Annotated in this window: 21 protein-coding genes; 16 read left to right on the top strand and 5 right to left on the bottom strand. The window is 69.6% G+C overall.

All coding sequences use genetic code 11. The annotated features are described in order from the left end of the window. The first annotated feature begins 74 nt into the window (after positions 1-74). Complete coding sequence (locus ACLIME_RS14295; protein ID WP_241160979.1) at positions 75-449, top strand: hypothetical protein; 375 nt, start codon at positions 75-77, stop codon at positions 447-449. 66 nt (positions 450-515) lie between these two features. On the opposite strand, the gene ACLIME_RS14300 is transcribed toward ACLIME_RS14295, so the two are convergent. Next, positions 516-1,865, bottom strand: coding sequence for an MFS transporter (locus ACLIME_RS14300; RefSeq protein WP_159876580.1), 1,350 nt, complete (start codon positions 1,863-1,865; stop codon positions 516-518). 162 nt (positions 1,866-2,027) lie between these two features. Between ACLIME_RS14300 and ACLIME_RS14305 the strand changes: the two genes are divergently transcribed. The 4 genes from ACLIME_RS14305 to ACLIME_RS14320 are packed head-to-tail and all read left to right on the top strand — an operon-like array spanning position 2,028 to position 7,005. Continuing rightward, positions 2,028-4,376 carry an FAD-dependent oxidoreductase gene (locus tag ACLIME_RS14305; protein ID WP_411557317.1) on the top strand — a complete coding sequence of 783 codons (2,349 nt, stop codon included), beginning with the start codon at positions 2,028-2,030 and terminating at the stop codon, positions 4,374-4,376. Between the two features lie 53 nt (positions 4,377-4,429). Then, positions 4,430-5,212, top strand: coding sequence for an IclR family transcriptional regulator (locus tag ACLIME_RS14310; protein WP_411557318.1), 783 nt, complete (start codon positions 4,430-4,432; stop codon positions 5,210-5,212). Positions 5,213-5,256: 44 nt separating this feature from the next. Then, positions 5,257-6,225 (top strand): acetylxylan esterase, encoded by a 969-nt coding sequence (locus ACLIME_RS14315; protein ID WP_411557319.1) that lies wholly within the window; start codon positions 5,257-5,259, stop codon positions 6,223-6,225. Positions 6,226-6,273: 48 nt separating this feature from the next. Beyond that, complete coding sequence (locus ACLIME_RS14320; protein WP_411557320.1) at positions 6,274-7,005, top strand: YoaK family protein; 732 nt, start codon at positions 6,274-6,276, stop codon at positions 7,003-7,005. Positions 7,006-7,030: 25 nt separating this feature from the next. Here the strand turns inward: ACLIME_RS14320 and ACLIME_RS14325 are convergent, their stop codons facing one another. Both ACLIME_RS14325 and ACLIME_RS14330 read right to left on the bottom strand, forming a co-directional pair. Then, a complete protein-coding gene (locus tag ACLIME_RS14325; RefSeq protein ID WP_411557321.1) occupies positions 7,031-7,432 on the bottom strand; it encodes a RidA family protein in 402 nt (133 codons plus the stop codon). A gap of 104 nt (positions 7,433-7,536) precedes the next feature. Continuing rightward, a complete protein-coding gene (locus ACLIME_RS14330; RefSeq protein ID WP_137242887.1) occupies positions 7,537-8,349 on the bottom strand; it encodes an endonuclease/exonuclease/phosphatase family protein in 813 nt (270 codons plus the stop codon). Between the two features lie 77 nt (positions 8,350-8,426). Here ACLIME_RS14330 and ACLIME_RS14335 point away from each other — a divergent pair, with 77 nt between their 5' ends. After that, positions 8,427-8,906, top strand: a complete 480-nt coding sequence (locus ACLIME_RS14335; RefSeq protein WP_124767881.1) for a hypothetical protein — start codon at positions 8,427-8,429, stop codon at positions 8,904-8,906. Here ACLIME_RS14335 and ACLIME_RS14340 read toward each other — a convergent pair whose 3' ends face one another. After that, the gene (locus ACLIME_RS14340; protein WP_159876596.1) at positions 8,907-9,971 is read right to left on the bottom strand and encodes a LacI family DNA-binding transcriptional regulator; all 1,065 of its coding nucleotides are present in this window, start codon (positions 9,969-9,971) and stop codon (positions 8,907-8,909) included. A 286-nt stretch (positions 9,972-10,257) separates the two neighbouring features. On the opposite strand from ACLIME_RS14340, the gene ACLIME_RS14345 reads away from it, so the two are divergent. The 9 genes from ACLIME_RS14345 (at position 10,258) to ACLIME_RS14385 (ending at position 22,780) form a co-directional block, all read left to right on the top strand. Next, a complete protein-coding gene (locus ACLIME_RS14345) occupies positions 10,258-11,592 on the top strand; it encodes an extracellular solute-binding protein (protein WP_194642931.1) in 1,335 nt (444 codons plus the stop codon). A gap of 2 nt (positions 11,593-11,594) precedes the next feature. After that, positions 11,595-12,545, top strand: coding sequence for a carbohydrate ABC transporter permease (locus ACLIME_RS14350; RefSeq protein ID WP_079706135.1), 951 nt, complete (start codon positions 11,595-11,597; stop codon positions 12,543-12,545). Then, the gene (locus ACLIME_RS14355; RefSeq protein WP_411557322.1) at positions 12,542-13,486 is read left to right on the top strand and encodes a carbohydrate ABC transporter permease; all 945 of its coding nucleotides are present in this window, start codon (positions 12,542-12,544) and stop codon (positions 13,484-13,486) included. Before ACLIME_RS14350 ends, ACLIME_RS14355 begins: the two co-directional genes overlap by 4 nt. Before the next feature lie 58 nt (positions 13,487-13,544). After that, complete coding sequence (locus ACLIME_RS14360; protein ID WP_411557323.1) at positions 13,545-14,309, top strand: SDR family oxidoreductase; 765 nt, start codon at positions 13,545-13,547, stop codon at positions 14,307-14,309. Beyond that, positions 14,306-16,120, top strand: a complete 1,815-nt coding sequence (locus ACLIME_RS14365; RefSeq protein ID WP_411557324.1) for a heparinase II/III family protein — start codon at positions 14,306-14,308, stop codon at positions 16,118-16,120. Before ACLIME_RS14360 ends, ACLIME_RS14365 begins: the two co-directional genes overlap by 4 nt. Further along, entirely contained in the window at positions 16,117-18,084 is a 1,968-nt protein-coding gene (locus tag ACLIME_RS14370; protein WP_411557325.1) for a hypothetical protein, read from the top strand. Before ACLIME_RS14365 ends, ACLIME_RS14370 begins: the two co-directional genes overlap by 4 nt. A gap of 5 nt (positions 18,085-18,089) precedes the next feature. Further along, positions 18,090-18,701 carry a DUF624 domain-containing protein gene (locus ACLIME_RS14375; protein WP_411557326.1) on the top strand — a complete coding sequence of 204 codons (612 nt, stop codon included), beginning with the start codon at positions 18,090-18,092 and terminating at the stop codon, positions 18,699-18,701. A 117-nt stretch (positions 18,702-18,818) separates the two neighbouring features. Next, positions 18,819-20,222, top strand: a complete 1,404-nt coding sequence (locus ACLIME_RS14380; protein ID WP_411557327.1) for a 3' terminal RNA ribose 2'-O-methyltransferase Hen1 — start codon at positions 18,819-18,821, stop codon at positions 20,220-20,222. Continuing rightward, positions 20,219-22,780, top strand: coding sequence for a polynucleotide kinase-phosphatase (locus ACLIME_RS14385; protein ID WP_411557328.1), 2,562 nt, complete (start codon positions 20,219-20,221; stop codon positions 22,778-22,780). The genes ACLIME_RS14380 and ACLIME_RS14385 overlap by 4 nt, the downstream gene beginning before the upstream one ends. Positions 22,781-22,947: 167 nt before the next feature. On the opposite strand, the gene ACLIME_RS14390 is transcribed toward ACLIME_RS14385, so the two are convergent. After that, on the bottom strand, positions 22,948-23,379 hold the full coding sequence (locus ACLIME_RS14390; protein WP_079704383.1) for an Lrp/AsnC family transcriptional regulator: 432 nt from the start codon (positions 23,377-23,379) through the stop codon (positions 22,948-22,950). Between the two features lie 161 nt (positions 23,380-23,540). Between ACLIME_RS14390 and ACLIME_RS14395 the strand changes: the two genes are divergently transcribed. Further along, complete coding sequence (locus ACLIME_RS14395; protein WP_411557329.1) at positions 23,541-24,569, top strand: ornithine cyclodeaminase; 1,029 nt, start codon at positions 23,541-23,543, stop codon at positions 24,567-24,569. Positions 24,570-24,573: the final 4 nt, after the last annotated feature.

A 24,573-nucleotide genomic window follows, 5' to 3' on the forward strand; every position in this document is an offset into this window, starting at 1 on the left:
GGACGCCTAGTCATCTCGCCCGGGTGCCTGTCAAGGGGCCCTGGTTCGCAGCATCCGTCCGGCAGGGTTGATCCATGCGATGCATTACCTATGCCGGCGAGAACGTCGTGACGACCGACGAGGTCGCGCAGCTCCTGGTCGAACTGACGGCGGAACTGGCCAAGCGCGGCCGTGCCGAGGCCGTCACCATCCCGATCGTGGTCGAGTCCGACGGCGATGAGGACGGGCCGGCGTCCGCGCAGCTCGTCATCGGCCTCGGCAACGACGTCCTCTCGGTGCCCCACAGCTGGACCGACGAGGTCCCCGACTTCAGTGAGGGACGAGACCGCCTGCAGGGCTACCTCGACGACATCCGCCCGTCAACGACGGCCTACGAGCCGCGCGACTCCATCGAGACCACGGACGTGCTCGAAGACCCTGACCTCGACCTGCGCGACTTCACCCGCTGAGTCGTCCCTGAACGACAACGCCGGCGTCGACCCCTCGGATCGACGCCGGCGTTTGTTCGGGCCCGCTCAGCGCGGGAGCGGCAGCTTGGCCGTCTCGCGGGCCCGCAGCACGACGATCAACGTGATGAGCGCCGCCGCCATCACGTAGAACGCGGGCGCGAACCGGTTGCCCGTCGAGGCGATCAGGAACGTCGCGAAGTAGGGTGTGATCCCACCGAACACGGCGACCGACAGGTTGTACGCGATCGCCATCGAGCCGTAACGGATACTGGTCGGGAACAGCTCCGCCATCGCGGCACTCGACGCACCGTCGTAGGCGGCCATGAACACCCCGAGGATGACCATCGCGACTGCAGCGGCGGCGAAGTTGCCGGCACTCATGAGCATGAGCGTCGGATACGTCAACACCAGGAACCCGACGCAACCGGCGATCATCACGGGCTTCCGTCCGATGCGGTCGCTCAGCAGGCCCATGAAGGGTACGAGGATCGCGATCGCGAGCAGCCCGAGCACCGTGACCCCGTAGCTGAGCGGCTGCGAGTAGCCGAGGTCGGTCTGCAGGTAGGACGGCATGAAGGTTTGCAGGATCCAGTGGCCGACCGCCTTGATCACGACGAAGCCGACGCAGAAGAGCAGCGCCTTCCACGAGGTCCGCAACGATGTGCGCAGCGGTGACTTCGAGACGGCCCCCTTCGCTTGGATCGCTTGGAACTCCGGGGTGTCCTCGAGCTTGTTCCGCAGGTAGAGGCCGGCGAGGCCGAGTGGCAGGGCGAGGAAGAAGAGGGCGCGCCAACCCCACTCGTTGAGGGCGTCCGTGCCGAGTGTGGAGGTGAAGAGGAGCACGAGGCCCGCACCGACGACGAAGGCCGCGAAGCCGAACACGTCGATGAAGCTCGTCACGAAGCCGCGTCGGTTGGACGGGGCGTACTCGGCGAGGAGCGTGGTGGCGCCGGAGCTCTCGCCGCCGGCGGCGAAGCCCTGGACGAGTCGCACGATCACGAGCAGGATCGGCGCCCAGAGGCCGATGAGGTCGAACGTCGGCAGGAGACCCATGACGACCGTCGCCCCGGAGGTCACGAGGATCACCGTCGCGAGGACCGTCTTGCGCCCGATGCGGTCGCCGAGCGAGCCCCAGAAGAGGCCACCGAGCGGACGCATCACGAAGCCGGCGCCGAAGACGGCGAACGCGGACAGCAGCGCCGCCTGGGTGTTGCCCTGCTGGAAGAAGTTGAGGCTGATGACCGTCGCGAGCGTGCCGTACAGACCGAAGTCGAACCATTCGACGAAGTGTCCGGCCCCCGCGGCCCAGATGACCTTCCGCATCCGGCGTGATCGCTCAGCGTCGTCGTAGGGGGTCTGCGCACTGTGCGCGGCGGCTTCGGCCAGGGCTGCGGCCTGGGTCCTGCTCTCGTCCATCGGTCCTCACATCGTTGTCGGGGTGCTTCGAGGTTCACCTGCCGAAGAATCTTACCCACTGAATGGGAAAGTCGTACCGCTGAATGGTAGCGTGGCAACCGTCCGGTGGTCGACACGTGTCCGACGGCTTCCAGGATCACGCATCACGAAGGAGTGTCTCCCATGCAGCACCGCACCCAGTCCGCCGACGTCGTCGTCATCGGTGGTGGTCTCGCGGGGGTCTCGGCCGCCGTCGCAGCCGCCCGTCTCGGCTCCCGGGTCTCGCTCGTCACGAACCGGCCGGTGCTCGGTGGCAACTCGTCGAGCGAGGTGCGGGTGTGGGTCGTCGGAGCGACCGCGCACGGGCACCAGCGGTTCGCGCGGGAGACCGGCATCATGGGGGAGCTCTTCCTCGAGAACCAGTACCGCAACCCCGAGGGCAACCCGTTCTACTGGGATCAGACGGTCCTCGACCTCGTGCGGGCCGAGCCGAACCTGCAGCTGCACCTCAACACCGACGTCCGCATCGTCACGATGGCGGAGGGCGCTGAGGGCGTGGCGTCGCCGACACCGAGGATCGCGTCCGTCACCGGATGGACGATGGGCAGCGAGATCGAGACGGAGTTCGTCGCACCAGTCTTCATCGACTGCACCGGAGACGGGCTGGTGGGGCATCTCGCGGGCGCGACCTCCCGCATCGGGCGCGAGGGCCGCGCCGAGCTCGGCGAGCCGTGGGCGCCCGAGGTCGCGGACGACGAGCTCCTCGGCAGTTCGATCTTCTTCTACACGAAGGACACCGGCCGTCCCGAGCGGTTCGTCGCCCCCGACATCGCGCGAGACATCCGCGACACCCCGATCCTCACCAACCGGATCATCCGGACCGGCGACAACGGCTGCAACTACTGGTGGATCGAGTGGGGCGGCGAGCTCGACACCGTCGCCGAGAACGAGCAGATCCGCGACGAGCTGTGGAGCGTCGTCTTCGGGATCTGGGACTACATCAAGAACTCCGGCGAGTTCGACGCCGACACCCTGACGCTCGAGTGGGTCGGATCGATCCCGGGGAAGCGCGAGTACCGGCGGCTGCTGGGTGACCACACCCTCACGCAGAACGACCTGCTCGACCAGGTCGACTTCGAGGACACGGTCGCCTTCGGTGGCTGGTCGATCGACCTGCACCCGGTTGAGGGCGTCTACGCCGAGACCGCCGGCGCGCAGCAGCGGTTCAGCAACGGCACCTACGGGATCCCCTTCCGCAGCCTGTACTCGCACGACATCGACAACCTGCTGTTCGCCGGACGCAACATCTCCGCCTCCCACGTCGCGTTCGGGTCCACCCGCGTCATGGCGACCTGCGCGACGCAGGGTCAGGCGGTGGGGACGGCTGCGGCGCTCATCGCCCGCGATGGACTGACGCCGCGGGAGCTCGCCGGGCAGGCGCTCCCGCTCCTGCAGCGCACGCTCCTGCGCGAGGACGCCCCGGTCATCGGCATCACCACGGACGACCCCGACGATCTGGCCGGGCGGGCGACGGTCTCCGCTTCGAGCGCGCTCGACACCATCTCCACGCTGGAGCACCTCGGCTCCGGCGAGCGGTTCGCCCTCGACCGCGACGTCGCGATCCTCGTGCCCGTCGCCCCGACACTCGACCAGATAACCCTGCTCGTCGACGCCGCGAGCGACACCACCCTCCGGGTCGAACTGTGGAGCGCGGGCAAGCGGCAGAACGCCGTCCCCGTCGAGCACCTCCTCGACGGCACGGCCGACGTCACCGCCGGGGTGGGCGTGCCCGCCACCGTCCGCTTCGGATGGACGCCCGAGATCGAGCAGAACGCCGTGCTCGTCGTCCGCGCCAACCCGGACGTCAGCCTGCTCCTCACCGAGGGCCACCCTTACGGGCTCCTCATCCTGACGGCCAAGCACGCGTCCGACGAGGTGTTCGACGACCACATCCCCGAGGAGCAGGACCAGGCGATCCTCGACTGGAACGCTCGGAAGCTCCGCGGCCGGAGCGTCGCGCTGACCGTCGGCGGGGAGACCACGGCGTACCGGCCTGAGCGGATCGTCGACGGGTACCAGCGCCCCTACGGCGGACCGCACCTGTGGTCCTCGGCGCGGCTCCAGGACAACCGCGACCTGATCACCGAGCCCGAGGTCCTCACCCTGCACTGGGATGAGCCGGTCGATGTCGCGTCCGTCCGGATCGTGTTCAACGACGACGTCGACGTGGACCTCATCAACCTGCACCACCACCGCACGGACTTCGAGGCGGTGCCGGAGCTCGTCGCCGCGTACCACCTCGAGGCACGACCGGCGGGTGCTCCTGAGGGGACGTGGACGGTGTTGGCCGAGGTCGAGGGGAACCGGCACCGGCATCGGATCCACGACGTCGAACCCGTGCGGGTCGACGCCCTCCGTGTCGTCGTCACGGCCACGAACGGGTCGCCCTACGTGAGCGTCGCGAGTGTGAAGGTCTTCGAGCAGCCGAGCGGGCGCACCACCCGGCCGCGCCGAGCCCGACCGCTACGCTGAACACGGCCTCCGAGGCCGGACATCCGAACCGACACCGACACCGTGGAGGACCCGTGGCAGGTGAGATCCAGCAGGGCATCGGCCGTGCAGCATCCGTGCTCGCCGTTCTCGGCGCATCGACCACCGGACCGTTGCGGGCCTCCGACATCGCCCGTGCGACCGGTCTCGGCACCTCGACGACCGCACGCCTCCTCGGCACGCTCGAGGAGCTCGGCTATGTGACGAAGGCGGCCGACAGTCCGTCCTACGCCATCGGCGCGACCATCCTGGCGCTCGCGAGCGAGGGGCTCAACCAGAACCCGGTGCACCGGGAGTCGCGTGCTCCCGCTCAGGAACTCGCACAGCGGATCGGCCTCAGCGTGAACGTCGGCGTGCTCGACGGCTCGAGCCTCATCTACCTCTGCCACTTCGAGGGAGCCCTCGCCCCGAAGTCGCACTCGATGATCGGGCTGCGCCAGCCGTTGCACGCCTCCGCGCTCGGCAAGTGTCTGCTCCTCGACCTCGACGCGGACGGCCTCCGTGCGCTGCTGGGTGATGAGCCGCTCCCGCGCTACACGGCCAACACCGTCACGGAGCACGCGGCCCTCGCCGCCGAGCTCGCGGCGGCGCGGGAACGCGGCGTCTGCATGGAGGACCAGGAGCTCGCGTTGGGTCGTCTCGGGATCGCGGCGCCGATCCGCGACGCGAACGCCAGAGTCGTGGCGGCGATCTCCATCTCTGGTCGGCTGAGCCTGATGCGAGAGCGCAACCTCGACGTCCTCACCGAGGACCTCATCGAGGTGGCCGACCGCATCAGCGTCGGTCTCGGCCTCATCTCCGCGATCCCCTCCTCCTGACCTCCTCCCCACCCGTATCCGATCTCACGAACCGAAGGTGACCCGTGGCGCAATTCGACCTGCCCCTCGCCCAGCTCCAGCAGTACCTGCCCGACCGCGAGGAGGCGCCGGACTTCGACGCGTTCTGGACGGACACCCTCGCCGAAGCCCACGCCCTCGCGCAGCCGACGGTGCGTGAACGATCCAACCCTGAGCTGACGGGTCTCGTCGTCGAGGACGTCACGTTCTCCGGGTTCGGTGGCGACCCGATCAAGGGGTGGTTCATCCGACCGGCCGGCGCGACCGAGCCGCTCCCGTGCATCGTGCACTACATCGGCTACAGCGGCGGTCGTGGGCTCGCCCACCAATGGACGATGCACCCGTCCGCGGGCTACGCAGTGTTCGTCATGGACACGCGCGGCCAGGGGAGCGCGAACCTGCCGGGCGCGACGGCCGACCCGTTCGGGAGCGGTCCGCAGGTCGCCGGGAAGATGAGCGCCGGGCTCGGCAGCCCCGAGACCTACTACTACCGTCGGGTCTTCACGGATGCGGCACTCGCCGTCGACGTGGTGCGCAGCTTCCCGGAGGTCGACCCCGCCCGGGTCGTCGTCGCCGGTGGCAGCCAGGGTGGCGGCATCGCGCTCGCCGCGGCCGGACTCTGCGAGGGACTCGCGGCGGCGCTCGTCGACGTCCCGTTCCTGTCGCACTTCCGTCGTGCCCTGCAGATCACCGACGCGAGCCCCTTCGCGGAGCTGAAGACGTACCTCATCAGCCGACGCGGCCATGAGGAGGAGGTGTTCCGGACGCTCTCGTACTTCGACGCGACGAACTTCGCCGCCCGTGCGACCGCCCCCGCACTGTTCTCCGTCGCGCTCTGCGACGCGGTGTGTCCGCCCTCGACGGTGTACGCGGCGTTCAACCACTACGCGGGCACGCAGAAGGACATCGCCGTCTATCCGTACAACGGGCACGAGGGTGGCGGGCCGGTGCAGCAGCAGGCGCAGCTGAACTTCCTCGCGGACCTCCTCGCCTGACGCGTTGTTCGCCCGAACGTGGGCGAACGGGCGTGGGACGATGTGCACGTGACTGAGACCGGCGGCACCGACCCGACCCTGACGACCACCCGGCGTCGGACGCGTGCCGGCATGATCGCGGCGATGGCGCTCGTGCTGTCGTTCGCGGCCGGGGCGACCGACGCCTTCGCGTTCCTGCAGCTCGGCGGCGTCTTCACCGCGAACATGACCGGCAACTTCGTGCTGGCCGGACTCACGAGCCGGCCCGACTTCGGCGAGGTGCTGCTCGGGGCGACCGTCGCCGTGCTGCTGTTCTCCGTCGGGACGTTCCTCGCCTTCCGCTTCACGAGGCTCGTCGCCACCGCTGACAGACCGACCCCGGAGGCGCCGCAGCACCGGCTCGTCCTCGTGCTCGGCGGTGCGGTGATCGCGCAGGCGTGCGTCCTCATCGGATGGATCGTGTCTTCCGAGACGCGCACGACGCCCGTGATCTGTGTCCTCATCGCGCTCTCCACGCTCGCGATGGCGGGGCAGACGGCCGTCGCCCGTCGCATCGAACGCTCAGGCGTGACCACCACCTTCGTGACCGGCACCCTCACGAGTCTCATGCAGGGCCTCGCCGACGGCGTCCACGACCACCACCTCATCCGGATCGGCGCGATCGTGCTGCTCGTGGCGGGCGCCCTCTGCGGCGCGCTCCTCACCGGCGTGGACCCGGTGTTCGGTGCGGCGCTGCCCCTCCTCCCGTCGATTGTCGGGCTGGTCCTCCTCCGGCTCGCGCCGACGGCCTCCAGCGACTGACGACGAGCATCGGCACCGATCGGTGTCAGGCGACGGCGGCGGTCGCCTCGATCTCGACGAGCTGGTCGTCGTAGCCGAGCACGGTGACCCCGAGGAGCGTCGACGGCACGTCGTGATCGCCGAAGGCGGCGCGGACGACCTCCCATGCGGTGACGAGGTCGGACTGCTTCGTCGACGCGACGAGCACCCGGGTACTGGCCACGTCGCCGAGCGTCGCACCGGCGGCCTCGAGGGCGATGACGAGGTTCTCGACGCACTTCTCCGCCTGGCCGGCGACGTCCCCGACGGCAGCGGTCGAGCCGTCGACGTTGAGCGGGCAGGATCCGGCCAGGAACAACAGCCGGGCGCTCGCCGGAACGGATGACGCGTAGGCGTACTCCGCGGCGTCGGAGAGCTCGTTGGATCGGATCAGCGTGACGACGGACATGGTTCCTCCTCGTGGTGCGGGCGCGATCGTACGACCGCTCTCGATCCATCGTGCCCGACATCGTCGGACGGCGTCGGCGAGGACACCTCGGCGTCTGATCGCCGTCAGTGGGTGAGCTGCGCCCGGATGAGGATGGGGAAGTGGTCGCTCGCCTCCGAGGTGGGGTCCTGCTCGTCGACGAGGGCTTCGATCGGTTCCAGTCGGGTGTGCGGAGCGACGCTGCCTGAGCGACCGAGCACCCAGTCGATGCGTGCGTTCCCGGGACGCTGGGGACCGTAGCCCTGGAACGTGCCGATACCGTCGCTCTCGACCGGCGAGAGGTCGACGAACCCGGCGTCCGCCAGGGAGTCGTGCGCCGCCGATCCGCGTTCGGTGTTGAAGTCGCCGGTGAGGAGGACGGGGACGTCGACGCCGGAGAATCGGTCGGCGATCAACTTCGCGCTGCGCGTGCGGACGTCGTCGCCGTGCGGTGAGCTCTCGTGGTCGAGGTGGGTGTTGGCGAAGACGAGCTCGTCGCCGGTGCGACGCTCGCGGAGCCTGACCCAGGTCACGAACCGTGCGTGCAGCGACGGCCAGGTGTTCGAGCCCGGTTCGTCGGGGGTGTCCGACAGCCAGAATTCGCCGGCGTCGAGCTGTTCGAACCGCGAGCGGCGGAAGCACACCGGCCCGTACTCGCCGGCCGAACCGCCGTCACGGCCCTGCCCGAACCAGTCGTACTCGGCGAGGCCCGGGAGCAGGTCGTGCAGCTGGTGCTCGCGGACCTCCTGCAGCCCGAGGAGGTCTGGGGCGTTGCGGGCGATGACCTGTGAGACGAGCGGTGCACGGTCCACCCACTCGTGACCGGGCTGGGCGACGGCGGTGCGGATGTTGTAGCTCATGACGGTCAGGACGTTCTGGGTCAGGATGGATTCGCTCACCCGGCCAGCGTAGGGGAGCCGGGTGACGGGGAGCTGTCCCCATGTCGCTGGGCGGCCCGGCTGCCTAGACTCGCCCCATGACCTTCGACCTCCGCGACGCCCAGGCCCGGATCCTCGCGCTCAACAGCGAAGAACTCCCCTTCATCTACGACCCGACACCCGACGGCATCGTCGCGCACTGGCGGTACGCCGACCAGCGCTGGCTCGGCTTCATCGGCGCCGGGATGTTCAGTGCCGAGTACGAGCTGCGGGTCGAGCTGCACCCCGAGGACGGCGAGTGGGAGTTCCACGAGCAGTCGTCCTCCTCGAAGACGACCGTCGGCCTCGACGGGCTCTCGACGAAGCGCACGTGGCAGTCGGGGCCCCAGAAGACCTTCACCTTCGGTGGGCGCGCCGCGCCGATCGCACAGTCGACCGACCGGAACGGCACCACGACCGGTCACCTCATGGGCTACCAGTTCACGACGGACGAGGTGAAGCAACCCGTCATCGACGCCCTGACCGCCGCCGGCTGGAAGCCGCGAAAAGGGTTCTTCGGCAAGCTGTTCGGGGGCTGATCAGCCGCGTGCCGGCTCGGCGGGCGCCGCACCCGTCGAGTCACGCACGACCAGTTCCGGGCGGAGCAGGATCGCGTGGGTCGACTCCCGGTCGTCGGTCCGTTCGCGCGTGACCACCTGCTCGACCGCCAGCGCCGCCATCCGGGCGATCGGCTGACGGACGGTCGTCAGCGACGGTGACACGAGATCGGCCAGGGGGATGTCGTCGAAGCCGACGACGGAGACGTCCGTGCCGATGCCGAGTCCGAGATCGCGGATGCCTTTGCACACCCCGAGGGCCGTCATGTCGTTGATCGCGATGATGGCCGTCGGCGGTGGACCGGCGCTGAACAGGTCGTGCACGGCCCGCCGGCCGACCTCGGGTGCCTCGAGCTCGTCGGCATCGGCCGGAAGCCCGGCCCACACCGGCAACTCCGCCGCGTCGAGGCCCGCCGCCTGGACCGCCGCGAGGAAGCCGGCGTGCCGGACGGTCCGGTTCACCGAACGTTGCGACCCGGAGACGAACGCGATCCGGCGGTGCCCGAGCCCCGTCAGGTGGGACGTCGCGACGCTGCCGCCGACGTGGTTGTCGATCCCGATGCTCGCGACGAGGGGCGGGTCGCCGGGCTGGACGGGGCGGTCGAACAGGATGAGGTTGAGGCCGCGCTCGACGAACGACGCCAGGTGGTCGAGGGACGGCAGTGAGGTGCAGAGCACGATGTCGCGGACGCCGTTGTCCCACAGCTCCTCGACGTACCCGAGCTCTCGTCCGGGGTCGCGCTCGCTGTTGCCGAGGAGGACGTTGTAGCCGTGGCCGAGTGCGGCCTGCTCGAGCTCGCGGGCGAACGCTCCCCAGAACGGGTTGCTGACCGACGGCACGATGAGGCCGATCGTCTTCGTCTGCCCGGTGCGCAGTTGCCGTGCTGCCCGGTTGGGTCGGTAGTCGAGGGCTCTGATTGCTGCGAAGACCCGGTCGCGGGTCTCGGGCTGCATCCGGTCGGAGCGACTGTTGAGGACGTTCGAGACGGTGCTCGTCGAGACGCCCGCTGCCGCGGCGACCTGTTGGATCGTCACCTTGTCGGCCATGACCGCCCCCTTCGTGGCTCCGCGTCAGCCGGGAACACGGCGTCGGTACCACTTTGCAGTGTATCGATAAAGTGTTCGCGCCACCAACATCTCGCCGATTCTGCCGCTCTATGACTGGTATCGGCCAAGAGCGCCGACGCGGAGCCGGTTGACGTCACCGGATGTGGTGGTTATGGTCGGTAAATCGATACACAAGATCATCGCCGATCCTGGATACCGATGACGACGACGTCACGGACTCGCGGCATCGTCGCCCCGAATCGATACCCGTGAAGGGAACCAACGCATGACCACCCGGACCATGAGGCCCCGCCACCGGCGGACGACCGGCATCCGCAGGGCCCGCATCGCCACCGGACTGCTCACCGCGAGTGCGCTCGCGCTGGCTCTCGGCGCGTGCTCGACCCCGGCAGCCGAGGAGGACACCGACCCGAACGCCATCAGCGGCGACCTGACGATGCTGACCCCGATCTTCGAGGGCACAGCGGGCCAGAAGCTGCTGGAGGAGGAGCTGCTGCCGCAGTTCACGGAGATGTACCCCGACGTGACCGTGTCCGTCGACTACACGAACTACGCCCGGCTCAACGAGAAGCTGACCACCGGCGTCGTCTCCGGTCTCGTGCCGGACGTCATGATGATGGGCGTCGGATGGATCGAGGCCTTCGCCGATCGCGGGGTGCTCGCCAACCTCACCGACGGCGGCCTCACCGCCGAGTCGCTGGAGCAGACCATGACGCCACAGATCGTCGAGGCCGGGCTCTGGAACGGCGACGTCTACGGCGTCCCGATCATGCTCGACGCCCGCTTCGGGGTGGCGCGGATGGACCTCCTCCGCGAGGCCGGCTACGACCACACCCCTCGGACCTGGGACGAACTCGTCGAGATGGCCGATGCGCTGACCGAGCGCGACGCCTCGGGCAAGCTGACGCGCACCGGCTTCGACATGTTGACCATCGAACCGCGCCAGATGTTCGAGACGGCCCTGTTCTCGAACGGCGGATCGCTCTTCTCCGACGACAACAGCTCGCCGGCGTTCGACTCCGAGCAGGGTGTGGAGGCGCTGCAACGGATCGTCGACCTCTTCCACGACGAGAAGGTGGAGGACACCGGCTTCTCGGCGCCCAATGCGACCGTCAACCCGCTCATCAACGGGCGCGCGGCGATGGCGATCGCACACAACAACGTGTGGACCCAGGCCGAGGCGGCCGACCCGGAGGTGTTGGACGACCTCGAGCCGTTCCTCATCCCCGGTGACTCGCCCAGCATGTTCGTCGGCGGCACGATGGCGGCGGTCTCCGCCACGTCGGCCCACGAACGGGCGGCGCAGAAACTCGTCGAGTTCCTGGCGAGCCCCGGCCCGGCGCTGGCGGCCAATCAGCAACGCGGCAACGTGCCGGCGCTCACCGAGCTCCTCGAGAGCGAGTACGTGCAGGACGACCGCCTGGTGCAGTTCGCCATGGAGAACCTGTCGGTCGCCAAGCGTGAGGGCGGGCCCCCCAAGTGGCTCGGTCTCCGCGGCGACGTCGCCCCGGCGATCGAGAACGCGATCCTCCGCAAGAAGACGGCGAAGGCGGCACTCACCGACCTCGCCGCGACCTTCCAGAAGAAGTTGGACCGGTGATCATGACCGCGACGCGCACCCCAGACGTCCCGAGGACGCTCGACCCTCGGCAACCTCCACCCATCCCGCGGCGGGCCGCCAGCAAGCGTGCGGCGCGGAAGAGCGGACTGTTCGGTTGGCTCATGGTCGCTCCGGCCGTGTTCCACATCGGCCTCTGGACCGCGATCCCCGTCCTCGCGACGATCGCCCTCAGCTTCACCGACTACGACATCTTCGACGCCCCCGCGTGGATCGGTCTCGACAACTACGTGGAGATCTTCCAGGACCCGGTGTTCGGCCAGGCCACGTGGAACACGATCGTCTACACCTTCTGGACCGTGCCCGCCTCGATGGCGATCGCCATGGTCATCGCCGTCGCGCTCAACCAGAACCTGCGACTGCGCACCTGGTTCCGGACCGCGTTCTTCCTCCCGCAGGTGACGGCCACGGTCGCCATCGCGATGGTCTGGCTGTGGATCTTCAACCCGCAGCAGGGTCTCCTGAACGGGATCCTCTCGGTGGTCGGGATCCCGGGTCAGGCCTGGCTGGCCGACCCCGAGTGGGCGCTCCCCTCGGTCATCCTCGTCGGAGCGTGGCAGGGCATCGGCATCAAGATGCTCATCTACATCGCGGCGCTGCAGAACGTCGACCCCTCGCTCTACGAGGCCGCCGCGGTCGACGGTGCCGGGCCGATCCGCAAGTTCTTCGCGATCACCGTGCCGATGCTGAAGCCCGCCACCTTCTTCGTCCTCATCATCTCGATCATCGGAGCGTTCCAAGTGTTCGACCAGATCTACGTCCTGACCGACGGCGGACCCGCCAACTCCACGACGATGATGACCTACGAGGTCTACCGATCCGCGTTCCAGAACTTCGAGATGGGGATGGCGTCGGCGCAGTCGGTGCTGCTGTTCCTGATGCTCCTCGTCATGACCGTCATCGGCCGCCGCGCGACGAAGGGTGACGAGGGATGACCGCCGAACCGCTCACGACGAGGTCGCTCGTCACCGGAGCCCACGAGGACTTCCCGACGAAGCCCGCCGGGCGTCGTCGGAACCGCCGGTGGATCGGACGCGTCGTCCTCAACCTCGCCCTCACGCTCGGTGCGCTCACCATGGTCGTGCCGTTCATCTGGATGATCGCGACGTCGCTGAAGTCCCCGGCCGAGCTCGCCGAGTTCCCGCCGACGTTCCTGCCCAAGGTGTGGGAGTGGAGCAACTACCCGGAGGCGCTCCAGGCGGCGCCCTTCGCGACGTACTTCCGGAACAGCTTCATCATCTCCGCGTCGCACACGATCATCACGCTGATCTTCGCCGCGATGGCCGGCTACTCGCTGGCCAGGATCCGCTTCCGCGGCCGGGAGCTCGTGTTCCTCGGCTTCGTCGCGATGCTCATGATCCCGACCTACACGAAGATCGTGCCGCAGTTCCTGCTCGTGAAGTTCATGCCCCTGTTCGGTGGAAACGACGTCCTCGGGCAGGGCGGATCCGGGTGGCTCAACACCTGGTGGGCGCTCATCATCCCCGGTGGCCTGAGCGCGACCGCGATCTTCCTGTTCCGCCAGTTCTACCTCTCGCTCCCGACGGAGCTCGCCGAGGCCGCACGGATCGACGGACTCAGCGAGTTCCGCATCTTCTCGCGGATCTACACGCCACTCATCAAGCCGGCGATCGCGACGGTCGCGCTCCTGACCTTCCAGGAGAGCTGGAACAACTTCCTCTGGCCGCTCCTCGTCACCACGAGGGACGACCTCAGGGTGATCCAGGTCGGGCTCGCGGTGTTCCAACAGCTCGACGGGACGCAGTGGCAATACCTGATGGCCGGCACCACGATGGCGACCATCCCGATGGTCCTCCTCTTCCTGTTCTGCCAGAAGTACTTCATCCAGGGGTTCACGAACGCCGGCATCAAGTAGCCGGCGACCCCGCCCACCGCTCATCACGAGCGGACCGAACACCAGCAAAGGAATCACCATGCAGATCGACCTCACCGGCCGCCGCGCCCTCGTCACCGGCGGAGGCGCCGGCATCGGAGCCGCGATCGCCCGAGCACTCGGCGCGAGCGGAGCGGACGTCGCCGTGCACTACGCGTCGAGCGCGGACGGCGCAGCAGCGGTCATCGACGAGCTCACCGCCGCCGGGCGGACGGCCGTCGCGGTCCAGGGCGACCTGACCGACTCCGCCCAGGCGGACGCCGTGGTGCAGCAGGCGACCGAGGCGCTCGGCGGCCTCGACATCCTCGTCAACAACGCCGGCCACCTCGTCGGGCGGGCGACGGTCGCCGAGATGACCGACGAGCACTGGCACCAGGTCCTCGACGTGAACCTCACGAGCAGCTTCGCCGTCACGCGGGCTGCCCTCCCCGCTCTCACCGCCTCCGGTGCCGGACGCGTGATCCTCATGTCGTCCCTCGCCAGCGAGAACGGCGGCGGGGCGGGATCGGTGCCGTACGCGGCGGCGAAGGCCGGCGTCATCGGGTTCACCCGGGCGCTCGCGAAGGAGATCGCGCCCGCCGGCGTGACGGTGAACGCGGTCGCCCCGGGCTTCATCGGCGACACGGCGTTCCACAACACCTTCACGCCGACGAAGGCGCAGGAGGGGATCGTCGCGGGCATCCCGCTCGGGCGCGCCGGCACGGTGGACGACGTGGCCGGGGTCGCCCTGTTCCTCGCCTCCGAACTGTCGTCGTTCGTGACCGGCCAGGTCGTCGACATCAACGGAGGGGCCAACTTCCGATGACCACCGTCACCCGGGCGCGCGGCGGCTGGTGGCACGACTTCGTCTGCCCCACCCACGGCACCGAGCTGCTCGAGGCACGCGGCGACGCCTTCGTCTGCACCTACGGCTGTGAGCTGCACGGGGAGCCGTACGCCTCGGCGTGGCTGGTGCTCGAGCATCAGGCCGCGGCCCGACTCGCGCGGACGGCGTCGCGACGGTTCCGTCGACACGGCGACCCGGCCGACCAGGCACAGGCCCTCGCCATCGTGCGTGAGTTCGCCGACTACTCCGCCGAGATCACGGCCGAGTGGAACCGCGACAGCGAGAGCTGGATGCTGCAGGGCAAGCTCTTCAAGCAGGCGTTGACCGAAGCGATCTGGGCCGCCCAGATCGCCGACGCGGTCGTCGTGCTCGCGGAGGACGAGGCGGCCCGGGAGGCGATGGGCACACCCGTCGCGACGATGCTCGAGGCCCTCATGGAGACGATCGTCGAGTCCCGTCGGGTGCTCGTCATCGAGCGCGACGACCTCACGAGCAATTACGTCGCCTGGCTCGACGCGGCCGGTGGCCTGGCCACCCGGGCGCTCGCCGCAGTGGGCGGAGTCGCGCCGCACGGGGATCAGGCGCGCTGGATCGAGCAGGCGGTCGTGCACTCGGCCGTCGCCATCCGCCAGGACGGCTGGGAGTGGGAGGGGTCCACCTATTACCACCTGTTCGTGCTCCGCGCCTATCTCCTCACCCTCGCCGGAGCCGACCCGGCGGCGCTCGATCCGGCCTTCGTCGACCGGCTGCGCCGGATGGTCGACGTGCTCGTCGGCTTCGCCGGACCGGACGGTCGCCTGCCGATGCTGCACGACGGCCCGTACGACCGACTCGGCGTCCACCTCGAAGTGTTGGAGATCTGCGTCCTCGCCGGGCAGCTCTGGGATCGGACCGGTCTCGACGCGGTCGAAGCCTGGGCTCGGCGTCGTATCGGTGCTGGTCACGACGGACTCGAGGACCTCCTCGACGGCTGGTTCTCCGGGACACCGCTCGCCGCGTCAGGTGACGCACCCGGCCGTGGCTCGGTGCTCTTCGCCGACGTCGGCTACGCGGTCGTGCGCTCCGAGGCGAGCTCCCTGCAGGCGGTGCTCGATGCCGGACCGCACGGCGGCTCGCACGGGCATCTCGACACCCTCGCCCTGTACCTGTACGGAGACGGGGTCGCCTGGCAGCCCGCTCCCGGCGTCCCGCCGTACGGCAGCGCCTTGCGGCGCGACCACTACGCCAGGACGACGGCGCACCCGACCGTCCGGGCGGACGACGCCGATCAGCTCGAGAGTTCGGCCCACGTGGAGCGCTGGGAGGTCGACCCTGCTTCCGACACGACGCTCGTCCACGCGTCCTCCAGTGAGGCGATCGCCGGCGTCCGACTCGACCGGCGGGTCGAGTCCACCGGCGGGATCCTCATCGACGTGCTCCGTGCAGCGACCGCCGACGGCTCGCTCCGGACCTTCACTTCCGCCCTCCGACCCGCCGTGCCGTTCGAGGTCGTCCAGCACGTTGACGGGTGGCGCACCGGCTGGTCCGGCCCGTCCGGGCGTCGGCTGCACGGCCACCATGTCGCGGATGTCGCGTCCGTCCTCGTGGACGCCCCGGGCAGAGGGCCGTCGGATGACCCGACCGTCCCACTGGCCGTCGGCGATTGGACGGCGACCGCCGCGCAGGTCACGTTCGTATCGGTCTTCGCCGAGGCGGAGGTGTCGCCGATCACGTCGATCCGTCTCGAGGAGGGATGCCTGGTCGTCGGCCTGTCCGACGGACGGACACTCGAACGGGAGCTGCTGCCGTGATCCCGGCACTGCTCCTCGACGGGCGGGAGGACCGCCTCCGCGCCGAGCTGACCGGCGTGCGGCATCGCGAGTTCCGTCGCCTGCTCGACGAGTGCGAACGTCTCCGTGGGATCGAGCTCCCGACGGAGCACCCGCTGGCCTCGATCACGTACTTCGGCCCCGCCGCGGCGAACCTCGCGCTCGCCCACCGGCTGACCGGGCAGCCGCAGTACCTCGACGAGCTGCGACGCTGGCTCGCGCCACCACTGGCCTTCGAGCACTGGGGTCGCGCGCACCTGCCGGACCACGACCTCGATGCTGGGTGGCTGCTCCACGGACTGTCGCTGGCCCTCGCCTGGGCCGGTGACGCGCTCGACGAGGGGGAGCGGACCCGGCTCCGGGACCGCCTGATCCTGCAGGGCACCCGCCTGTTCGACTTCGCCGTCGAGACCGAGGGCGACTGGTGGTCGTCGTCGTACTGGCAGAACCACAACTGGATCTGCTTCACCGGTCTCGCCACCGCCGGGTACGTCCTGGCCGACGAGCACCCCGGCGCGCTGGCCTGGACCGAGCGCGCGAAGGCGAACTTCGACGAGGTCCTCGACCTCCTGCCGACCGATGGCTCGAACCACGAGGGCGTCGTGTACTGGCGCTACGGCGAGCCGTGGTTGGTGAGCTATCTCGACGTGCTGCGTGCCGCCGAGGGCGTCGACTGGTTCCCGCGGAGCGAGCACCTCCGGGAGACCTTCTGGTTCCGGCTCCACCAGGCCGCTCCGGACCTCGAGCGCATCGTCGACCACGGTGACTGCCACGACCATCGCAGCGGACACTCGATCGCCCTGTACCGGAAGCTGGCCGCCGAGTACCGGATCCCGCAGGCCCAGTGGCTGGCCGATCGTGTGTCGACCGACCTCCTCTGGCGGGAGGCGTCGCAGAGCGGTGTGCGCCCGGGGGTCCTGCCCGAGGCCTATCAGGAGCTGCTCTGGTTCGACCCCACGGTCGAGGCGATCGGTCCTGAGGAGCTCCCGACGGCCAGGTACTTCCCCGATCTCGGCCTCGTGGCCGGCCGGACGTCGTGGGACGCGGATGCGACGCTGGTCTCGGTCAAGGCGTCGCCGGGCGGCGGTTGGCGGGCGTGGCGGGAGTCGCACCGTCACCGGCGCGAACGAGGCTGGACGACCCTCAACACCGGTCATCATCACCCCGACGCCGGCGCGTTCGTCCTGCTCGGTGGCGGCGAGTACCTCGCGATCGACGAGGGCTACTCCTCCCGCAAGCGGACGGAGCACCACAACGGTGTGCTCGTCGACGGCGTCGGGTACGGGCGTGAAGGACACTACGACGTCCACGCCGGCCTCGCCGAGGACCACGTCGGCGAGATGCTCGAGGTCACGCTCGCCGAGGACTGGGTGCACACGGTCAGCGAGATCGGCGCCCTGTACGCGCCGGAACTCGGCGTCCGCAGGCTCCGGCGTCACCTCGTGCGGACGCCGAGCGGTGCGCTCGTCCTCGTCGACGACTTCGAGGCGGACACCGCCCGATCCTGGACGTGGTTGCTGCAGACGACGCACCCCGCAGCTCTGCTGGACGACGGACGTCGGCTCGCGCCCGCCGGCGCTGCCGGCCTCCTCGTGACCTCGCTCGACGACGTCGATTCGATCGACGTCGTCCACCCGACGTCGGTCCAGGCCAACCCGACCTCGTCGACACCGGGGCTCGAGATCGAGCGGGTGCAGCACACGCTGCGCCGGACCTCGTCCCCGTCGCACTCGGCGCGGTTCGTGTCCGTGCTCCAACCCGTGCGGTTCGGTGAGCCTGTGCCGCCGGCCGCGACGATGACCGAGGACGACGAGGGACTAGTGGTGACGATCCCCGGGCTCACGGACGTGGAGCAGGTGGTCGTGCGGCTCGATGGAGCGCGACCACATCATGACGGGATGGACGCGGCCGGTAACGGCTTCGCCGGACGGAGACTGCGAGGATGAGCGGCATGGCAGTCAAGCGCACCGGCTGGGAAGGCCGTCTGCTGGGTGTGCTCGTCCACCCCATGAACGTCGCGGCGGCAGGTCTGGCCGCTGCAGTGCTGTCGCTCGGTGTCGTGACCGCCGTCCCCGCGGTCATCGCGGCGAGCCGCTCGATGCGACGCTGGCTCGACGGCGAGGAGCACGCGGTCTTCACCGGCGTCTTCCGGGAGTTCGCGGCGACCTGGCGACGCTCGCTGCCGCTCGGCGTCGGGGTGGTCGTCGCCATGGCGATGCTCGTCGTCGACGTCGCGTTCCTGACCGCGCAGCTCGAACAGGGATCGGCGATCGCGATCGCCCTGCTCGCCGCGACCGCGCCGGTGGCACTCGCCCTCGGACTCCTCCTGCTCGCCCTTCCGGCGTCGGCGGCGCTGCAACCGGACGCGTCGGCCCGGGCATGGCTGGTCGGGGCCGGGGCGCTCGTCGCCCGTCGGCCGTTCACGGCCCTGCTGCTCCTGATCGGCGAAGTGACGTTCGCCCTGGCCTGTTACCTGTTCCCGACGCTCCTGCCGTTCTTCGGCGCCTCGCTCCCGGCGTACCTCGCGCTCCTCGTCTGGCGACGGGCCGGTCTGCAGCGCTGAGTCGCCCGGAACTGCACGGAAATCGCCGAAATCCGTGCAGATTCGGGCGACTCACGCACGCACCACGACCGCGGCTAGGCTTTCAGGAACCTCGCCGCCGACCGGACGGATGGACCTGTGCTCGTCACCATCACCTCGACCGCGCCCTCGGCCGCCGACCTGGGGCACCTCGTCCGCAAGCATCCCGCGCGTGCGCAGAGCTTCGACCTCAGTGTCGGGCGCGCCCACGTGTTCTACCCGGAGGCGACCGACGAGCGGTGCACCATCGCCCTGCTGCTCGAGGTCGACGCGATCGCGCTCGTCCGTCAGAAGCGCTTCGGCGGCGGTGACAACGCGTCGCTCTCGCAGTACGTGAACGACCGACCGTACGCGTCGTCGTCGATGGTCGCCGTCGCGATCGGGCAGGTGTTCCGCAGCGCCATGACCGGCCGCAGCGACTCCCACCCGGAGCTCGCCGCGGCAGCGCTCCCGCTGACGATCACGGTCGCGGCGGTGCCGTCGCGAGGCCTGGAGCAGCTGGCGACCCGACTCTTCGGTCCGCTCGGCTGGACCGTCGTCGAACGGGCGATCCCGCTCGACCCGACGGTCCCCGCCTGGGGCGACTCGCGATACGTCGACCTCGAACTGACCGGGCACCTCCGCCTCGCGGACGCCCTCCGCCAGCTCTACGTCCTGCTGCCCGTCCTCGACGACGCCAAGCACTACTGGGTCTCCGACGACGAGGTCGGCAAACTCCTGCGCGCCGGCGAGGGGTGGCTGGCCGACCACCCCGACCGGGACCTGATCACCAAGCGGTATCTCGCGCACCAGTCGCGGATGGTCACCGATGCGCAGTCGCAGCTGGACCCGGAGGCGCGGACCGACGGTGCCGACGGGGACGACGCGGCCACCGCCTCACAGACGAAGCGCGCCCCGGCGCTCGCCGGCTTGCGCGCCGAGGCGGTCCTGCAGGCGCTCGCCGACGTGCGGGCGCGGTCGGTCGCCGACGTCGGGTGCGGCGAGGGCGCCCTCCTGACTCGCCTGATGGCGGATCCCTTGGTCAGCACGGTGATCGGTACCGACGTCTCCGCACGCGCGCTCGCAGCCGCGTCGCAGCGGCTCGGGCTCCGCGACGCGAGCGATCGCGTCCGCGAGCGTGTCCAGCTGCTGCAGTCCTCGGCCACCTACGCCGACGGCCGGCTGCGCGGACTCGATGCGATCGTGCTCATGGAGGTCGTCGAGCACATCGACGCCGAGCGCCTCGATGCACTCGAGGCCTCGATCTTCGGTGCTGCGGCTCCCGAAGCCGTGATCGTCACGACGCCGAACCGCGAATACAACGCGTTGTACCCCTCGTTGCCGGCGGGCGGGTTCAGACACCCCGACCACCGCTTCGAGTGGGACCGCCAGGAGTTCGCGACCTGGTGCACCACCGCGGCCGAGCGGTACGGCTACGGCGTCGAGCACCGCACGGTCGGCGACGTCGACCCGCAGCACGGCTCGCCGACGCAGCTCGCCATCTTCCGGAAGGCCATCTCATGAGCGACCTCGAGCAGACCCCCGCCGCCCTGCCGATCCCCGAACTGTCGCTCGTGGTCCTCATCGGGGTGAGCGGGTCCGGCAAGTCGACCTTCGCCGCCACGCACTTCGGCCGGTTCGAGACCCTGTCGAGCGACTTCTTCCGCGGGCTCGTCTCCAACGACGAGAACAACCAGGCCGCCAGCGCCGACGCCTTCGCCGCGCTCCGCGATGTCGCAGCTCGCCGCCTGGACGCCGGGCTCCTCACGGTCATCGACGCGACCAACGTCCAGCCGGCCTCGCGCAAGTCGCTCATCGACCTGGCACGCAACCACGACGTCCTCCCTGTCGCCGTGGTGCTCGACGTCCCGGAGCGCGTCTGCATCGAGCGCAACGAGGCCCGCGAGGACCGCTCGTTCGGCGCGGCCGTCATCACCCGGCAGCAGGACCAACTGCGCCGGTCGATGCGGCACCTCAGCAAGGAGGGCTTCCGGAAGGTCCACGTCCTCTCCGGGGTGGAGGCGATCGCGCAGGCGTCGTTCGTGCGTGAGCCGCTGCTCAACGACCGCCGTCAGGAGCGCGGTCCCTTCGACGCGATCGGCGACGTGCACGGGTGCCGGAGTGAGCTCGAGACGCTGCTCACGAAGCTCGGGTACGTGATCGAGCGCGACATGGAGGGTCGACCGATCGACGCAGCGCACCCCGAGGGTCGCCGCGCGATCTTCCTCGGCGACCTCGTCGACCGTGGGCCGGACACCCCTGGCGTGCTGCGACTGGCGATGGGGATGGTGGGCGCGGGTCATGCCTTGGCGGTGCCCGGCAACCACGAGTCGAAGCTCGTCCGCGCGCTGCAAGGCAAGCGGGTGCAGACCAGCCATGGGCTCGCCGAGTCGCTCACCCAACTGGCCGAGGAGCCGGAGGAGTTCCGTGTCGAGGTCGAGCGGTTCTGTCGCGAGCTCGTCGCGCACCTCGTCCTCGACGACGGGAAGCTCGTCGTCGCGCACGCCGGGCTGATCGAGCAGTATCACGGACGCGCCTCCGGGCGGGTGCGGTCGTTCGCGCTCTATGGCGACACCACGGGGGAGACCGACGAGTACGGCCTGCCCGTGCGGCTGCCGTGGGCGGAGGACTACCGCGGCAAGGCGACCGTCCTCTACGGCCACGTGCCGACCCTCGACGCCGAGTGGGTCAACAACACGATGTGCCTCGACACCGGCTGCGTCTTCGGCGGCAAGCTGAGTGCCCTGCGGTGGCCGGAGCGCGAGGTCGTCGGCGTCCCGGCCGAGCAGGTCTGGTATGAACCCGTCGTGCCGCTCGGCCGCCCGACCGGTCCCGCGGGCGAGCAGCGGGATCCCGGGCTACTGCGCATCGACGACGTCCTCGGCAAGCAGGTCGTCGAGACCCGTGTCTCGGGCCGGGTCGGCATCCGCGAAGATGCGGCGGCCGGCGCACTCGAGGTCATGAGCCGGTTCGCGATCGACCCGCGGCGTCTGGTCTACCTGCCGCCGACGATGAGTCCGCCGAGCACCTCGCCGCGGAAGGATCTCCTGGAGCACCCCGCTGAGGCGTTCGAGGCGTATCGCCGGGAGGGCCTCGATCGGGTGGTCTGCGAGGAGAAGCACATGGGCTCGCGTGCCGTCGTGCTGCTCACGCGGGATCCGGCACCCTTCGGTGCTCCCACGGGGTGGCGTGGCACCGTCCACACCCGCACGGGTCGGCCCTTCTTCGACGAGGAGACGACGCAGACGCTCCTGACCCGGCTCGACGCCGCTGTGGAGCGAGCCGGTCTCTGGGAGGAGCTCGACGCCTCCTGGCTGCTCTTCGACAGCGAGCTGCTGCCGTGGTCGGTGAAGGCGGAGAGCTTGATCCGCGACCAGTACGCCTCGGTCGGAGCTGCCGCGACCGCTGCACTCCCGGCGGCCGTGCACGTGCTGGAGCAGGCGGCGGCGACGGGTGTCGACGTCTCGGACCTCCTCGAGCGGACGCGTCGACGGGCCGAGGCCGCCGACGCCTACGTCGCGGCCTACCGCCCGTACACCGCGCCATCGAAGGGTCTGGAGGGCGTGCAGCTCGCACCGTTCCAGCTCCTCGCATCGACGGGGACGAGCCACCTGGGCCGCGACCACGCCTGGCACCTGTCGGTCGCGGACCGCCTCGCGGACGCCGACCCGGAGCTCATCCGTCGGACCCGCTCGGTCGAGGTCGACCTCACCGCATCCGCCTCCGAGGACGCCGCGACCACGTGGTGGGAGGAGCTGACCGGTGCGGGTGGTGAGGGCATGGTGGTGAAGCCTGTGGCCGGCCTCGTCCGCGGTGAGAAGTCGCTCGCGCAGCCCGGCATCAAGGTGCGGGGTCGTGAGTACCTGCGCATCATCTACGGCCCCGACTACACCGAGCCGCACAACCTCGAGCGCCTGCGCGATCGGGACATCGGCCACAAGCGGTCGATGGCGCTGCGCGAGTACGCGCTCGGCGTCGAGGCGGTCGAACGGTTCGTCGCCGGTGAACCGACCTGGCGGGTGCATCAGGCCGTCTTCGGCGTGCTCGCCATGGAGTCCGAGCCGATCGACCCGCGCCTCTAGCGTCGGCTCGTCGCACCCGTCCGTTCCCTGCGCTCCCCGTCCGGTCCCTGAGCCTGTCGAAGGGCGGGGTCAGGCCGTGTGCCCTTCGACAAGCTCAGGGACCGGGTTTCAGCTCAGGGACCGGGTTTCAGCTCAGGGGCCGGGGCTGAAGCGCCGCGACCTGGTCGTCAGCGGAGGACGGAACTCAGCAGGAGGCTCGTCTCGCTGTTGACGACGCCCTCGATGCGCCGGATGCCGCCGAGCACGCGGTCGAAGTCGGTGAGGGTCTCGGTGCGGAGTTCCGCGACCAGGTCCCACCCGCCGTTGGTGGTGTGGAGTGCGCTGATCTCGGGGAAGCCGCGCAGTTGGCGGATGACGTGGTCCGTGGAGCGGCCCTCGACCTCGATGAAGGCGATCGCGCGAATGGTCCCCGGGTCCAGTTCGTCGCGCACCCGGACCGAGAACCCGACGACGGTGCCCGAGGAGACGAGGCGCTCCAGGCGGCTGGTGACCGTGGCCCGGGTGACGTCGAGCGACCGCGCGAGGCTCGCGACCGATGCCCGACCGTCGGCTCGGAGTGCAGCCAGCAGCCTTCGGTCGAGATCGTCGAGCGCTGCCATGCTCACAATGTACAACCGACTTACTCACATTGTGCATAACCTGTGCACAAATCGCGCATCTCTGGAATGGAAAGTGCAGATCGTCGAAATCTAGGCTCGAAGCACCGGGTGCGATCCGCGCACGGTGGCTCTCACACCCCGACCCGTCTGGAGGGAACGTCATGACGCGTTTCGTCGATGTCCGCAACATGATCCGTTGGACGGCCGACCGAGGTCCCGAGCGCATCATCGCCGGCATGATCGACTACCTCGAGGCCGACTTCCGCCGCTGGCCGTCGTTCGACAAGAGCCCGCGCGTCGCGAGTCACACGCCCTTCGGCGTCATCGAGCTCATGCCGACGAGCGACCACGAGACCTACGCCTTCAAGTACGTAAACGGCCATCCCTCCAACCCGGCACGTGGCTACCAGACAGTGACCGCCTTCGGTGTCCTCGCCGACGTGCACAACGGCTACCCCACCTTCCTCGCTGAGATGACGCTCCTCACGGCCCTCCGGACCGCCGCGACCTCGGGCATGGTCGCCAAGCACCTCGCCCGTCCCGACTCGAGCGTCCACGCCCTCATCGGCGCGGGCAGCCAGGCCGAGTTCCAGGCCCTCGGCATGCGGGCCGCCCTCGGGATCAACACCGTCCGGATCTGGGACGTCGACCCGCTCGCGATGGACAAGTTCGCGCGCAACCTGGAGCCGCTCGGATTCGAGGTCGTCATCGGGACGAGTGCCGCCGACGCCGTGACGGGCGCGGACGTCGTCACGACCTGCACGGCCGATAAGGCGCTCGCGACCGTGCTCACGAACGACCTGGTCGAGCCCGGCATGCACCTGAACGCCATCGGTGGCGACTGCCCCGGCAAGACGGAACTCGAGGCGTCGATCCTCGATCGCGCCGACGTCTTCGTCGAATTCCCGCCGCAGACCCGCATCGAGGGCGAGATCCAGCAGATGGCTCCCGACTTCCCGGTGATCGAGTTCTGGCAGGTCCTCACGGGTGCCGTCCCCGGCCGCAGCTCGCGGGAGCAGATCACGCTCTTCGACTCCGTCGGCTTCGCCATCGAGGACTTCACGGCGCTGCGCTTCCTCCGCGACTCCGTCGACGGCAGCGAGTACTTCGAGGAGATCGACCTCGTCGCCGCCCCTGACGACCCGAAGGACCTCTTCGGACTCGTCGGCGCGCTCTCTCCCGTCGGCTGAGTCC

This window comes from Plantibacter sp. MPB07 (genome assembly GCF_046619465.1).
Taxonomy (GTDB): domain Bacteria; phylum Actinomycetota; class Actinomycetes; order Actinomycetales; family Microbacteriaceae; genus Plantibacter; species Plantibacter auratus.

What these genes read in the sequence shown, in the direction of transcription:
- ACLIME_RS14375 (WP_411557326.1), top strand. Translation starts at nt 18,090, where the DNA reads ATGGCAGTCAAGCGCACCGGCTGGGAAGGCCGTCTGCTGGGTGTGCTC.
- ACLIME_RS14395 (WP_411557329.1), top strand. Translation starts at nt 23,541, where the DNA reads ATGACGCGTTTCGTCGATGTCCGCAACATGATCCGTTGGACGGCCGAC.
- ACLIME_RS14350 (WP_079706135.1), top strand. Translation starts at nt 11,595, where the DNA reads ATGACCGCGACGCGCACCCCAGACGTCCCGAGGACGCTCGACCCTCGG.
- ACLIME_RS14335 (WP_124767881.1), top strand. Translation starts at nt 8,427, where the DNA reads ATGACCTTCGACCTCCGCGACGCCCAGGCCCGGATCCTCGCGCTCAAC.
- ACLIME_RS14385 (WP_411557328.1), top strand. Translation starts at nt 20,219, where the DNA reads ATGAGCGACCTCGAGCAGACCCCCGCCGCCCTGCCGATCCCCGAACTG.
- ACLIME_RS14300 (WP_159876580.1), bottom strand. Translation starts at nt 1,865, where the DNA reads ATGGACGAGAGCAGGACCCAGGCCGCAGCCCTGGCCGAAGCCGCCGCG.
- ACLIME_RS14365 (WP_411557324.1), top strand. Translation starts at nt 14,306, where the DNA reads ATGACCACCGTCACCCGGGCGCGCGGCGGCTGGTGGCACGACTTCGTC.
- ACLIME_RS14305 (WP_411557317.1), top strand. Translation starts at nt 2,028, where the DNA reads ATGCAGCACCGCACCCAGTCCGCCGACGTCGTCGTCATCGGTGGTGGT.
- ACLIME_RS14345 (WP_194642931.1), top strand. Translation starts at nt 10,258, where the DNA reads ATGACCACCCGGACCATGAGGCCCCGCCACCGGCGGACGACCGGCATC.
- ACLIME_RS14340 (WP_159876596.1), bottom strand. Translation starts at nt 9,971, where the DNA reads ATGGCCGACAAGGTGACGATCCAACAGGTCGCCGCGGCAGCGGGCGTC.
- ACLIME_RS14325 (WP_411557321.1), bottom strand. Translation starts at nt 7,432, where the DNA reads ATGTCCGTCGTCACGCTGATCCGATCCAACGAGCTCTCCGACGCCGCG.
- ACLIME_RS14360 (WP_411557323.1), top strand. Translation starts at nt 13,545, where the DNA reads ATGCAGATCGACCTCACCGGCCGCCGCGCCCTCGTCACCGGCGGAGGC.
- ACLIME_RS14295 (WP_241160979.1), top strand. Translation starts at nt 75, where the DNA reads ATGCGATGCATTACCTATGCCGGCGAGAACGTCGTGACGACCGACGAG.
- ACLIME_RS14355 (WP_411557322.1), top strand. Translation starts at nt 12,542, where the DNA reads ATGACCGCCGAACCGCTCACGACGAGGTCGCTCGTCACCGGAGCCCAC.
- ACLIME_RS14390 (WP_079704383.1), bottom strand. Translation starts at nt 23,379, where the DNA reads ATGGCAGCGCTCGACGATCTCGACCGAAGGCTGCTGGCTGCACTCCGA.